General features: G+C 60.8%; 10 protein-coding genes. 9 read left to right on the forward strand and 1 reads right to left on the reverse strand.

Annotated elements, in window-relative coordinates; translation table 11 throughout:
• Positions 1-91: 91 nt before the first annotated feature.
• Positions 92-988 (forward strand): patatin-like phospholipase family protein, encoded by an 897-nt coding sequence (locus AC3WK5_RS12570; RefSeq protein WP_054596730.1) that lies wholly within the window; start codon positions 92-94, stop codon positions 986-988.
• Here the strand turns inward: AC3WK5_RS12570 and AC3WK5_RS12575 are convergent.
• Positions 961-1,881 (reverse strand): MurR/RpiR family transcriptional regulator, encoded by a 921-nt coding sequence (locus tag AC3WK5_RS12575; RefSeq protein WP_054596731.1) that lies wholly within the window; start codon positions 1,879-1,881, stop codon positions 961-963. The two genes, AC3WK5_RS12570 and AC3WK5_RS12575, sit on opposite strands and share 28 nt — an antisense overlap.
• A gap of 312 nt (positions 1,882-2,193) precedes the next feature.
• Between AC3WK5_RS12575 and AC3WK5_RS12580 the strand changes: the two genes are divergently transcribed.
• From AC3WK5_RS12580 to AC3WK5_RS12615, 8 genes are all read left to right on the forward strand, one after another.
• Positions 2,194-4,131 carry a bifunctional 5-dehydro-2-deoxygluconokinase/5-dehydro-2-deoxyphosphogluconate aldolase gene (locus AC3WK5_RS12580; protein WP_103315178.1) on the forward strand — a complete coding sequence of 646 codons (1,938 nt, stop codon included), beginning with the start codon at positions 2,194-2,196 and terminating at the stop codon, positions 4,129-4,131.
• A gap of 198 nt (positions 4,132-4,329) precedes the next feature.
• Positions 4,330-5,223, forward strand: a complete 894-nt coding sequence (gene iolE, locus AC3WK5_RS12585) for a myo-inosose-2 dehydratase (protein ID WP_103315179.1) — start codon at positions 4,330-4,332, stop codon at positions 5,221-5,223.
• The gene (gene iolB, locus AC3WK5_RS12590; RefSeq protein WP_103315180.1) at positions 5,220-6,029 is read left to right on the forward strand and encodes a 5-deoxy-glucuronate isomerase; all 810 of its coding nucleotides are present in this window, start codon (positions 5,220-5,222) and stop codon (positions 6,027-6,029) included. The genes iolE and iolB overlap by 4 nt, the downstream gene beginning before the upstream one ends.
• 30 nt (positions 6,030-6,059) lie before the next feature.
• A complete protein-coding gene (locus tag AC3WK5_RS12595) occupies positions 6,060-7,562 on the forward strand; it encodes a CoA-acylating methylmalonate-semialdehyde dehydrogenase (protein ID WP_103315181.1) in 1,503 nt (500 codons plus the stop codon).
• A gap of 27 nt (positions 7,563-7,589) precedes the next feature.
• Positions 7,590-8,411: a TIM barrel protein gene (locus tag AC3WK5_RS12600; RefSeq protein WP_103315182.1), complete on the forward strand. Its 822-nt coding sequence runs from the start codon at positions 7,590-7,592 to the stop codon at positions 8,409-8,411.
• Positions 8,412-8,577: 166 nt separating this feature from the next.
• Positions 8,578-10,509: a 3D-(3,5/4)-trihydroxycyclohexane-1,2-dione acylhydrolase (decyclizing) gene (gene iolD, locus AC3WK5_RS12605; protein WP_103315183.1), complete on the forward strand. Its 1,932-nt coding sequence runs from the start codon at positions 8,578-8,580 to the stop codon at positions 10,507-10,509.
• A gap of 34 nt (positions 10,510-10,543) precedes the next feature.
• Positions 10,544-11,554: a bifunctional inositol 2-dehydrogenase/D-chiro-inositol 1-dehydrogenase gene (gene iolG / locus AC3WK5_RS12610; RefSeq protein WP_103315184.1), complete on the forward strand. Its 1,011-nt coding sequence runs from the start codon at positions 10,544-10,546 to the stop codon at positions 11,552-11,554.
• Positions 11,555-11,712: 158 nt separating this feature from the next.
• Positions 11,713-12,573, forward strand: a complete 861-nt coding sequence (locus AC3WK5_RS12615; protein ID WP_103315185.1) for a sugar phosphate isomerase/epimerase family protein — start codon at positions 11,713-11,715, stop codon at positions 12,571-12,573.
• The last annotated feature ends 125 nt before the right edge of the window (positions 12,574-12,698 follow it).

The following is a 12,698-nucleotide window of genomic DNA, read 5'->3' on the forward strand; positions in this document are numbered from 1 at the left end:
TTAGCGGTAAACCCATGACCTTCGCCAGTGCACTCGGGCTCAGCCGCTATGCTTGAGAGTCTAGGTACCCGGATGTTTCTGGAGGTCTGTCATGCCCGCCGAAAAAACTGCGCTCGTCCTTGCCGGTGGCGGCAGCCTCGGTGCGGTTCAGGTCGGCATGTTGCAGGCGCTGGTCGAAGCGGGTGTGTCGTTCGATATGGTGATCGGTGCCTCGGTCGGTGCCATCAACGGTGCGTACTTCGCTGCGCGCCCGAACGCGCAAGGGGTGGCCGAGCTGGCGGACTTCTGGCGTGGTTTGCGCAAGGCCGATGTGTTTCCGTTTTCGCTACTCGATAGCCTGTCGGCGATTTTTCGGCGCAGGGGTTTTCTGTTGCAGTCTGCGGCGCTGGAGCATCTGGTGCGGCGGGCGTTGCCCTTCAAGCAGATCGAAGACACCGAGTTGCCGCTGCACATCGTCACCACCAATTTGCTGACCGGCGCCGAAGAGCTGCTGTCGAGCGGCAGTGTCGAGCAGGCGTTGCTGGCCAGTGCGGCGATTCCATTGGTGTTTCCGTGTGTGCAGATCGGCGGCAAGCTGTTGATCGACGGCGGCGTGGCCAGCAATACGCCGATTGCCAGTGCGGTGTACCTGGGCGCGACGCGGGTTGTAGTGGTGCCGACCGGATTCGGTTGTGACTGCCCCAGTCCGCCCTCAGGGCTGGTGGCGTTGGCGCTGCACACCTTGAACCTGATGAGCATGCGCCAGCTGGTGCGCGACATTGAACTGTATTCACCGCGAGCGGCGATCCACGTGGTCGCGCCGCTCTGTCCGCTGGGGATCTCGGTGTTCGATTTCACCCAGACCGATCAACTGCTGCAGCGCGCTTATCAGTCAACCCAGGCCTGGATCGAAAGCGGCGGGCTGAATCGCGCCGGGGTGCCGGGCTCATTGCAGGCCCACACCCATCATGGCGCTGAGGGTCAGTCCTCGAACCCGACCTGCTCGTGAATCTCATCCATCTTCAGCTCCAGGCGATAGGCCACGGCGATGAACAGCGCCTGGCACAGGCACAAGGTTGCACTCAAGGAGCGGAACGCAAACGAAGAACCTTCATTGACCAGCAGCACTGTGTTCGCCCGTTTGGCCAGTGGTGACAGGTTGCTGTCGGTGATGATCAGGGTTTTCGCCTGATGGTGCTGGGCGATGCGCAGGCAATGCTGGGTTTCCTTGCCGTAAGGCGTGAAGCTGATGGCGATCACCAGGTCATTGGCCCGCACGCTGCGCATTTGCTCGCGGTAGCTGCCGCCCAATCCCGAGACCAGGTGAATGCGCTTGTTGGTGTGTTGCAGGTTGTACACCAGGTAATCGGCCACCGCGAACGAGCGGCGCACCCCGACCACGTAGATGTTGTCGGCATTCACCACCAGGTCCACGGCTTTCTCGAAGGACTGGTCATCCAGCTCCAGGCCCAGGCGTTCGATGCCTGACAGCGTGGCGTTGATGCACTCGCGCGCCAGGTCGCCGCCGCTGGCCTTCTGCGATTTGTTGGCGATCATGCTGCGAATGCGCTGCTGGTAGTTCTGCACCGGCGTGGTCTTGTGGGTGTACGCCTCGCGGAACAACGCCTGCATTTCGCTGAAACCGCTGAAACCAAAGCGCTGGGAGAAACGCACGATGGCCGAAGGGTGTACTTCGCATTCGCGCGCGATGTCGCTGATGCGGTCGACCATGATCCGGTCGCTCTGCTGGCTCATGTAGCTGGCGATGCGTTTGAGCTGCCGCGGCAGGCTTTCGTATTCGTTGGTGATCAGCTGCAGCAAGCGTTCGGCATTGATCGGGGGGCTGGCGAGGTCGCTTTGCGGCGTGGTCTCGGCGGTAGCCGGCTGATCGGTGCGGGACATAGATAATCCTTCTGGCTTGTTCTTATTGGGCCGCTCGGTGAAGCGTTGCCCACGACAATAGGTTGGCTGTGCGCAGTCTACAGGGTAGGCGTGAATAAAATCTTGAGCCGTGGGTCAGCCGGACGCGTGCTGAAACGATGCACGGTGTCTGGAGCGGTTCTGTAAAAGTTTATTGGAAAAAATATTCCACGTAAAAATATATTGGAATAAATATTGATTTGTGCGCGCCACACGTTTTAGTCTGCATCCACCAAAAGCGTTCGGCGCCACCATCGCCCCGAACGCAGGCTGATAAAAATAACAGGAGCCAGCATGGGCCAGACTCGTTTTGCCAGTGGGCGTCAATTGGATCTGATTTGCCTCGGGCGCCTTGGCGTCGACCTCTATGCACAGCAAGTCGGTGCACGGCTGGAGGATGTCGCAAGCTTCGCCAAATACCTCGGAGGTTCGTCCGCCAACATCGCCTTCGGCACGGCCAGGTTGGGGCTGAAGTCGGCCATGCTCAGCCGGGTGGGGGACGACCACATGGGGCGTTTCCTGGTTGAATCCCTGGCCCGTGAAGGCTGCGACGTCAGCGGCATCAAGGTCGATCCGGAGCGCCTCACCGCCATGGTTTTGCTGGGCCTCAAGGACCGCGAAACCTTTCCGTTGGTGTTCTACCGCGAAAACTGTGCCGACATGGCCCTGCGTGCCGAAGACATCAGCGAAGCCTTTATCGCCTCCAGCAAAGCCTTGCTGATCACCGGCACGCATTTTTCTACCGACGGCGTCTACAAGGCGAGCATCCAGGCGCTGGAGTACGCCGAAAAGCACAACGTCAAACGCATTCTCGACATCGATTACCGGCCGGTTCTTTGGGGCTTGGCGGGCAAGGCGGATGGCGAAACCCGTTTCGTCGCCGACCAGCAGGTCAGCCAGCACGTACAGAAAATCCTCCCGCGTTTCGACCTGATTGTCGGCACCGAAGAGGAGTTCCTGATTGCCGGTGGCAGCGAGGACTTGTTGAGTGCACTGCGCAACGTCCGTCGTCTGACAGCGGCGACCCTGGTGGTCAAGCTCGGGCCGCAAGGCTGCACGGTGATTCACGGGGTGATTCCGGTTCGTCTCGAAGACGGCGCGATCTATCCTGGTGTGCGGGTCGAAGTGCTCAATGTGCTCGGCGCTGGCGATGCGTTCATGTCGGGCTTCCTCAGTGGCTGGCTGGAGGATGCCAGCGATGAGCGCTGCTGCCAGTTGGCCAACGCCTGCGGCGGCCTGGTGGTTTCTCGCCACGCCTGCGCCCCGGCGATGCCGACCCGCGCCGAACTGGATTACCTGTTCAACAGTCCGGTGCCGATCACCCGGCCGGACCAGGATGCCGTGTTGCAACGTCTGCATCAGGTCAGCGTGCCGCGCAAAACCTGGAAGCAGTTGTTCATCTTTGCCTTCGACCATCGCGGGCAATTGGTGGAACTGGCGCAAAAGGGCGGTCGCGAACTGAGCAGCATCGGCGAGCTCAAGCAGTTGTTCATCAAAGCCGTGGAGCGGGTCGAAGCGGATCTGCGTCGGCAGGGTATCGAGGCGGATGTCGGTCTGCTGGCTGACCAGCGTTTCGGCCAGGATTCGCTGAATGCCGCCACCGGTCGCGGCTGGTGGGTGGCGCGTCCGGTGGAGGTGCAAGGTTCACGGCCACTGGCCTTCGAACATGGTCGTTCGATTGGCAGCAACCTGATCGCCTGGCCGCAGGAACAAATCATCAAGTGCCTGGTGCAATTTCACCCCGACGATGAACCGCTGCTGCGTCTGGAACAGGAAGCGCAGATCAAGGGGTTGTATCAGGCGGCGCAGGTCAGCGGCCATGAGTTGCTGCTGGAAATCATCCCGCCCAAGGATCACCCGTCAGCGCATCCGGACGTGCTCTATCGCGCGATCAAGCGCCTATACAACCTGGGTGTTTTCCCGGCCTGGTGGAAGATCGAGGCGCAAAGCAGCGAGGAGTGGAAACAGCTCGACGAGCTGATCCAGGAGCGCGACCCCTATTGCCGAGGCGTGGTGCTGCTGGGGCTGAATGCACCGGCCGCAACGTTGGCCGAAGGCTTTGCGCAAGCGAGCCAGAGCAAGACCTGTCGCGGGTTTGCAGTCGGCCGGACGATTTTCCAGGAGCCGAGTCGAGCGTGGCTCGCCGGTGAGATCGATGACGAAGCGCTGATCCAGAGAGTACAGGGCACGTTTGTCGAACTGATCAATGCCTGGCGCACCGCCCGCGCCTGACCAAGTATTTTGTGACACGCCGGTTTTTTGTGGTGAGGGGGCTTGCCCCCGTTCGAGTGCGAAGTACTCGCCATGCCGGCGCCGTGGTGTAACTGACCCGATGAGGTCGTGGTTTTTGGGATCGCTTCGCGATCCAACGGGGGCAAGCCCCCTCGCCACAGTGAACCGTTAACCGATAGAACAATAAAAGGTGCAGCCATGCCCGCTATCCGAATTGGCATCAACCCGATTTCCTGGAGCAACGACGATCTGCCGGCCCTCGGTGGGGAAACGCCGCTGAGCACTGCCCTGAGCGAAGGCAAGGACATCGGCTACGAAGGTTTTGAACTCAACGGCAAGTTTCCCAAGGACGCCAAAGGGGTCGGCGATGTGCTGCGGCCTTACGACCTGGCGCTGGTCTCTGGCTGGTACTCCAGCCGCCTGGCCCGGCGTTCGGTGGCTGAAGAAATCGAGGCCATTGGCAGCCATGTCGAGTTGCTGGCGAAAAATGGCGCCAAGGTGCTGGTCTACGGCGAAGTCGCCGATTCGATTCAGGGCCAGCGGATTCCGCTGGTCGAACGCCCGCGTTTTCACACCGAGCAGGCCTGGCAGGAATACGCCGACAAGCTCACCGAGCTGGCACGTTTCACCCTGTCCCAGGGCGTGCGTCTGGCGTATCACCACCACATGGGCGCGTATGTCGAATCGCCGGCAGACATCGATAAGCTGATGTCCCTGACCGGCAGCGAAGTCGGCCTGCTGTTCGATTCGGGCCATTGCTACATGGGTGGCGGCGAACCGCTCGAGGTGCTGCGCAAGCACATCGGGCGCATCTGCCACGTGCATTTCAAGGACGTACGCAAACCGGTGGTGCAACTGGCGCGCAACAATCTCTGGAGCTTCCCGGACTGCATCATCAACGGCACGTTCACCGTGCCGGGCGACGGTGATATCGACTTTGCCGCGCTGCTCGACGTATTGCTGGCCGCCGATTATCACGGCTGGCTGGTGGTCGAGGCCGAGCAGGATCCGGCCGTCGCGCCGAGCTATGTCTATGCCAAGAAAGGTTACGAGACCTTGCGCGCCTTGCTCGATCAGAGGATCGGACAATGAGCCTGCTGGTCAAGAGCAGCGCCAAGGGCCGAACCCTGGTCGAGTTACCCGCCGGAGCGCTGGAGTACGTTGGTTTCAGCGCCTACCGCCTGAGCCTCGGCGAAACCTTGCCGGTCAGCGCGGGCGATAAAGAACTGTGCCTGGTGCTGCTCAGCGGTCGGGTTGATGTCAGCGGTGAGGCTCCAGGGCAGGGCGCGTTCAACTGGGACAACATCGGCGACCGCCAATCGGTGTTCGAAGATAAATCACCGTTCGCCGTTTACCTGCCACCTGGCAGTCAGGCGCAGATAGTCGCACTCAGCGATGTACAGATTGCCGTGTGCGCTGCTCCCGGTTCGGCGTCGGCAGGCATCGGTCCACGGCTGATAACCCCCGACAGCATGAAGCGCAGCGTACGCGGCAAGGGCGCCAATACCCGTTACGTCTGCGACATCCTGCCCGACACCGAGCCTGCGCATTCACTACTGGTGGTGGAAGTGCGTACGCCGTCCGGGCATTCGTCGAGCTACCCGCCGCACAAGCACGACACCGACAACCTGCCACACCAGAGCTTTCTCGAAGAGACCTATTACCACCAGGTCAACCCGCCGCAGGGCTTCGTTTTTCAGCGGGTCTACACCGATGACCGTTCTATCGATCAGGCCATGGCCGTGGAAAACAGCGATCTGGTGGTGGTGCCCAAGGGGTATCACCCGGTCAGCGTGCCTTACGGCTACGAGTCGTATTACCTGAACGTCATGGCCGGCCCGAAACGGGTTTGGCAGTTCCATAACGATCCGCAGCACAGCTGGCTGCTGGACCTCTGAATTCTGAAGACGCACTGGAGAACAAAAACAATGAGTGATGCCAAGGTTATCGGCCACTACCTCAACGGCCAGGTGCAGGACACTGGCAGTGAGCGCTTCAGCAATGTCTTCAACCCGGCCACTGGCGCGATTCAGGCGCGGGTCGGGCTGGCCAGCCAGAAAACCGTCGATGAAGCCGTGGCTTCGGCGCTGCGGGCGTTTCCGGCCTGGTCCGAGCAATCGTCGCTGCGCCGCTCGCGGGTGATGTTCAAGTTCAAGGAACTGCTCGACCGTCATCACAATGAGCTGGCGGAAATCATCAGCCGCGAACACGGCAAAGTTTTTTCCGACGCCAAGGGTGAAGTCACTCGTGGCATCGAGATCGTCGAGTACGCCTGCGGGGCGCCGAACCTGCTGAAAACCGAATTCAGCGACAACATCGGTGGTGGCATCGACAACTGGAATCTGCGTCAACCGTTGGGCGTTTGTGCCGGGGTCACGCCATTCAACTTCCCCGTGATGGTGCCGCTGTGGATGATTCCGCTGGCGCTGGTCACCGGCAATTGTTTCATCCTCAAACCTTCGGAGCGTGATCCGTCGGCCAGTTTGCTGATGGCGCGCCTGCTCACTGAAGCCGGTTTGCCGGACGGTGTGTTCAACGTGGTGCAGGGCGACAAGAGCGCCGTCGATGCGTTGCTGCAGCACCCGGATATCGAAGCCATTTCGTTTGTCGGTTCGACGCCGATTGCCGAGTACATCCACCAGCAAGCCACGGCCCGTGGCAAACGCGTGCAAGCGCTGGGTGGGGCGAAGAACCACATGATCGTGATGCCCGACGCCGATCTGGATCAGGCCGCCGATGCGTTGATTGGCGCTGCATTCGGCTCGGCCGGCGAACGCTGCATGGCGATCTCGATTGCCGTGGCGGTAGGCGACGTTGGCGACAAACTGATTGCCAAACTGCTGCCGCGCATCGATCAGTTGAAGGTCGGCAACGGTATGCAGGGCGACAGCGACATGGGGCCGCTGGTTACCGCCGAGCACAAGGCCAAGGTCGAAGGCTTCATCGATCAAGGCGTGGCCCAGGGTGCGCAGCTGATTGTCGATGGCCGCGGCTTCAAGGTGCCGGGTGCGGAGAATGGTTTCTTTGTCGGTGCAACGCTGTTCGACAAGGTCACGACCGAGATGAGCATCTACCAGCAGGAAATCTTCGGTCCGGTACTGGGCATCGTTCGGGTGCCAGATTTCGCCAGCGCCGTGGCGCTGATCAACGCCCATGAGTTTGGCAACGGCGTGTCGTGCTTCACCAGCGATGGCGGGATTGCCCGGGCGTTTGCCCGCACCATCAAGGTCGGCATGGTCGGCATCAACGTACCGATTCCGGTGCCCATGGCCTGGCACTCGTTTGGTGGCTGGAAGCGTTCGTTGTTCGGCGATCACCATGCCTACGGTGAAGAAGGCATTCGTTTCTACAGCCGCTACAAAAGCGTCATGCAGCGCTGGCCGGACAGCATCGCCAAAGGCCCTGAGTTCAGCATGCCCACTGCCAAATAAACACCTTGAGTGCGGAGAACAAGAATAATGAGCCAGCCCCTGCGTTTCGCCCTGAACCGTATGGTTGCCCCACGTTTGTCGCTGCCTGAATTCATTGAACTGGCGGTAGCCCTGAAAGCCGATGCCATCGAGATCCGCAACGACCTCAAGGGCATCGAAATCGAGGACGGTACGCCGCCCGAGCGTGTGCGCCAGTTGTGCCGGGCCAACGGGATCAGCGTGCTGTCGATCAATGCGCTGTACCCGTTCGATGTGTGGAACGACGAGCGCCGCGCACACGCCTTGAAACTCGCCGCCTATGCCCGTGATTGCGGCGCGCAAGGCTTGGTGATGTGCCCGCTGAATGATCGCGCCGACCCGCGTAACGAAGCTGAACGCAGCGTCGACCTGCGCACCGCATTGAGCGAACTGGCGCCGATCCTGCGCGAATACGGGATTCTCGGTTTCATCGAACCACTGGGTTTCGAAGAGTGTTCACTGCGGCGCAAACGCACCGCAGTGGATGCGATCAAGTCCATTGGCGGGCTGGATGTGTTCCGTCTGGTGCATGACACCTTTCACCATCATCTGGCCAGTGAACACGAGTTCTTCCCCGAGCTGACCGGGCTGGTGCACATCTCGGGCGTCGAGGACGCGCAAGCGCCGCTGACGTCTATCCGCGATGGGCATCGGGTGCTGGTGGGCGAGGGCGACATCCTCGGCAACGCAGCGCAGATCGATACCTTACTCAGCACCGGCTACAGCGGTTACCTGTCGTTCGAGCCATTTGCCGACAGCGTGCACGGGCTGACAGATATCCGCCAGGCAATCGGCGCGAGCATGGATCACCTGAAGAACTCCCTGGCCTGACACAGGATATTGGGTTGGCATAAATCTAATGTGGGAGCGGGCTTGCTCGCGAAAGCGGTCTGACAGTCACATCGATTTTGAATGTGCCACCGTCTTCGCGAGCAAGTCGGATCGCCGCACCGCCGCTCCCACATTGAGCAGATTTGCATTCATAAAAGGTGCAAGCATGAGCACAACACGACTGACCATGGCCCAGGCCCTGGTGAAATTCCTCGACAACCAATACGTCGAGGTCGATGGGGTTCAAAGCAAATTCGTCGCCGGGATCTTCACCATTTTCGGCCACGGCAATGTGCTCGGCCTCGGCCAGGCGCTGGAGCAGGACAGCGGTGACCTGATCGTCCATCAGGGCCGCAATGAACAGGGCATGGCCCACGCCGCCATCGGTTTTGCCAAACAGAATCTGCGGCGCAAGATCTACGCTTGCAGCTCATCGGTCGGCCCCGGTGCGGCGAACATGTTGACTGCTGCGGCGACGGCCACCGCCAACCGGATTCCCCTGCTGCTATTGCCGGGTGACGTCTACGCCAGTCGCCAACCGGACCCGGTGCTGCAACAGATCGAGCAGTTCCACGACCTGAGCATCAGCACCAACGATGCCTTCAAAGCGGTGAGCAAATACTGGGACCGCATCAACCGTCCCGAACAACTGATGAGCGCGGCGATCCACGCCATGCGCGTGCTCACCGATCCGGCGGAAACCGGCGCGGTGACGTTGGCCTTGCCGCAAGACGTGCAGGCCGAAGCCTATGATTACCCCGATTGCTTCCTGCAAAAACGCGTGCACCGCATCGACCGTCGCCCGGCCACCGAAGCCATGCTCGGCGACGCTGTAGCGCTGCTCAAAGGCAAGCGCAAACCGCTGATCATCTGCGGCGGCGGGGTCAAATACTCGGGCGCGAATGCCGCGTTGCAGGCGTTTGCCGAGCGTTTCGACATCCCGTTCGCCGAGACTCAGGCCGGTAAAAGCGCGGTGGTTTCCAGTCATCCGCTGAACGTCGGCGGAATTGGCGAGACCGGTTGCCTGGCGGCGAACCTGCTGGCCAAGGAAGCCGATCTGATCATTGGCATCGGCACTCGCTACTCGGACTTCACCACGTCGTCGAAATGGCTGTTCCAGCATCCCGAGGTGAAGTTTCTCAACCTGAACATCAGCCCGTGCGATGCGCTGAAGCTCGATGGCGTGCAGCTGCTGGCCGACGCCAGATCCGGCTTGCAGGCGTTGTCCGAAGCGCTGGCCGATTACCGCTCCAGTTGGGGCGATCAACCGCGTCAGGCCAAGGCACAACTGGAGGAAGAGGTCGATCGGGTCTATCAGGTCGAATACCAGACCCAGGACTTCATTCCGGAAATCAACGACCACATGGACCCGGCGGTGCTGCGCGAATTCATCGAGCTGACCGGTTCCTGCCTGACCCAAAGCCGCGTGCTCGGCGTGTTGAACGAGACCCTGGCTGATGACGCGGTGATCGTTGCCGCTGCCGGCAGCTTGCCCGGTGACTTGCAACGCAGCTGGCGCAGCAAGGGCGTGAACACCTATCACGTCGAGTACGGTTATTCCTGCATGGGCTACGAGGTCAATGCCGCGCTCGGGGTGAAACTCGCCGAACCGACGCGCGAGGTCTACGCGCTGGTGGGCGACGGCTCGTACATGATGCTGCATTCGGAGCTGGCCACCTCGATCCAGGAGCGGCGCAAGATCAACGTGATCCTGCTCGACAACATGACCTTCGGCTGCATCAACAACTTGCAGATGGAGCACGGCATGGACAGCTTCGGCACCGAGTTCCGTTTCCGCAACCCTGAGACCGGCAAGCTCGATGGCGGTTTCGTCCCGGTGGACTTTGCCATGAGCGCGGCGGCCTACGGCTGCAAGACCTACAAGGTCAACACTGTCGAGCAACTGCAAGCGGCACTGGCCGATGCGCGGTTGCAGACGGTGTCGACGCTGATCGACATCAAGGTCCTGCCCAAGACCATGATCCACAAATACCTGTCCTGGTGGCGGGTGGGTGTGGCGCAAGTCTCCACCAGCGCCCGCACCGATGCGGTAGCCAAAACCCTTAATGAACGACTGGCCAAGGCCCGTCAGTACTGATTGCTCTGCCATCTCAACAGGAAGGAGTCTTCGCATGTCTTTAAAGCTAGGCGTCATCGGCACCGGCGCCATCGGTCAGGATCACATCCGTCGTTGCAGCCAGACCCTGCTCAACAGCCAGGTGGTGGCGGTTACCGACATTAATCTGCAGCAGGCCGCCAAAGTGGTTGCCGACCTGAAGCTGACCGCCGAGGTGTACCCGGACGGCCACGCGCTGATCAAGGCGCCGGACGTCGAAGCGATTCTGGTCACCTCCTGGGGACCGAGCCACGAAGAGTTCGTGCTGGCGGCGATTGCGGCAGGTAAACCGGTGTTCTGCGAGAAACCGCTGGCGGTCACCGCCGAGGGCTGCCGCAAGATCGTCGAGGCCGAAGTGGCCCACGGCAAACGTCTGGTGCAGGTCGGTTTCATGCGCCCGTACGACGAGGGTTACCGAGCACTCAAAGCGGTGATCGACAGCGGCCAGATCGGCGAACCGCTGATGCTGCATTGCGCTCACCGCAACCCGACCGTGGGTGAGAACTACAAGACCGACATGGCGATCACCGACACGCTGATCCATGAACTGGATGTGCTGCGTTGGTTGCTCGACGACGATTACGTGTCGGTACAAGTGGTGTTCCCGCGTAAGACCAGCAAGGCCCACGCCCATCTGAAAGACCCGCAAATCGTCTTGCTGGAAACCGCCAAGGGCACGCGCATCGACGTCGAAGTCTTCGTTAACTGCCAGTACGGTTATGACATTCAGTGCGAAGTGGTGGGCGAGACCGGCATCGCCAAGCTGCCGGAGCCGTCGCAGGTGCAGATGCGCAGCGGTGCCAAGCTGTCCAACGCGATTCTGATGGACTGGAAGGACCGCTTCATCGCTGCCTACGACGTAGAGTTGCAGGCCTTTATCGATGGCGTACGCGCCGGGCAGGTCGGTGGGCCGTCGGCCTGGGACGGTTTTGCCGCAGCGGTGGCGGCGGATGCCTGCATCGAAGCACAGCAGAGCGGGGCGATCATCAAAGTCGCACTGCCAGACCGTCCCCACTTCTACGGCTAACCACAATCCAATGTGGGAGCGGGCTTGCTCGCGAAGACGGCGGTACATTCAACATTGATGTGACTGTCAGACCGCCTTCGTCGGATCGCCGCCCGGAGCAAGCCCGCTCCCACAGGATTGATGTCTGGGCTCAGGCCCTGGTTAAGGAGAACAACAAAATGCGCATCGCACTAGACCCCTACATGTACCGCACTCTGTCCCTGGGCAAGATGGTCGACAAGGTCGCCGAGCTCGGTTACGAGCACATCGAGCTTTCACCCCGGGAAGATTTCCTGCCGTTCTACAAGGCTCCGCGTGTCGACAAGGCGCGGATCAAGGAGTTTCGCAAAGCCCTGAGCGACACCGGGGTGAAGCTCTCGTCCTTGCTCCCGATGTACCACTGGGCCGCCGCCGATGAAGGCTTGCGGGCAGCGGCGGTGCGTAACTGGAAGCGCGCAATCCAGATTGCCGTCGAGATGGATTGTGAACGGGTCAACACCGAGTTCACCGGTCAGTCGGACAACCCGCTGGTCTGCGAGAACCAGTTCATGCGTTCCATGGACGAGCTGATTCCCGAGTTCGAACGCGAAGGCATCAAGCTCGATATCCAGGCGCACCCGTATGATTTCTGCGAACGCAATAACGAGTCGGTCGACATCATTCGCGGCCTCGATCGCGACTGGATCAACTACCTCTACGCAGCGCCGCACACCTTCTTCTATGACGACGGCAAAGGCGACATCGCCTCGATGCTCAAGTACGCGGGCTCCAAACTCAGCCACTTGATCATCGCCGACACCTACAACCACAAGGCTTCGTCGGGGCTGCGCTACATCGTCAACCCGCCGGGCGTTACGGCCACCGTGCACCAGCATCTGGACATCGGTCAGGGCGAGGTCGACTGGGACGCGTTCTTCAGCACCCTGCGCGAGATCAAGTTCGACGGCATCGCCACGGTCTCGGTGTTCGCCTGGGAAGATCGCCCGGACGAATCCAACCGGATGATGTTCGAGCGCGTGACCCGCGAGTTGTGTCGATAAGCATTTTCGGGAGCGCCTCCAGACATTGTGGCGAGGGAGCTTGCTCCCGCTCGGTCGCGTAGCGAACGTAAAACCTGCCAATGGGCTCTACCTGGAGGAACCGGTTGCAGGTTTCAGGACTGCTG

The sequence above is a fragment of the Pseudomonas sp. FW306-02-D09B genome (genome assembly GCF_058782685.1).

Bases quoted from the DNA above. Each gene is read 5' to 3' on its own strand.
- AC3WK5_RS12570 (WP_054596730.1), top strand. From the start codon at position 92: ATGCCCGCCGAAAAAACTGCGCTCGTCCTTGCCGGTGGCGGCAGCCTC.
- AC3WK5_RS12575 (WP_054596731.1), bottom strand. From the start codon at position 1,881: ATGTCCCGCACCGATCAGCCGGCTACCGCCGAGACCACGCCGCAAAGC.
- AC3WK5_RS12580 (WP_103315178.1), top strand. From the start codon at position 2,194: ATGGGCCAGACTCGTTTTGCCAGTGGGCGTCAATTGGATCTGATTTGC.
- iolE (WP_103315179.1), top strand. From the start codon at position 4,330: ATGCCCGCTATCCGAATTGGCATCAACCCGATTTCCTGGAGCAACGAC.
- iolB (WP_103315180.1), top strand. From the start codon at position 5,220: ATGAGCCTGCTGGTCAAGAGCAGCGCCAAGGGCCGAACCCTGGTCGAG.
- AC3WK5_RS12595 (WP_103315181.1), top strand. From the start codon at position 6,060: ATGAGTGATGCCAAGGTTATCGGCCACTACCTCAACGGCCAGGTGCAG.
- AC3WK5_RS12600 (WP_103315182.1), top strand. From the start codon at position 7,590: ATGAGCCAGCCCCTGCGTTTCGCCCTGAACCGTATGGTTGCCCCACGT.
- iolD (WP_103315183.1), top strand. From the start codon at position 8,578: ATGAGCACAACACGACTGACCATGGCCCAGGCCCTGGTGAAATTCCTC.
- iolG (WP_103315184.1), top strand. From the start codon at position 10,544: ATGTCTTTAAAGCTAGGCGTCATCGGCACCGGCGCCATCGGTCAGGAT.
- AC3WK5_RS12615 (WP_103315185.1), top strand. From the start codon at position 11,713: ATGCGCATCGCACTAGACCCCTACATGTACCGCACTCTGTCCCTGGGC.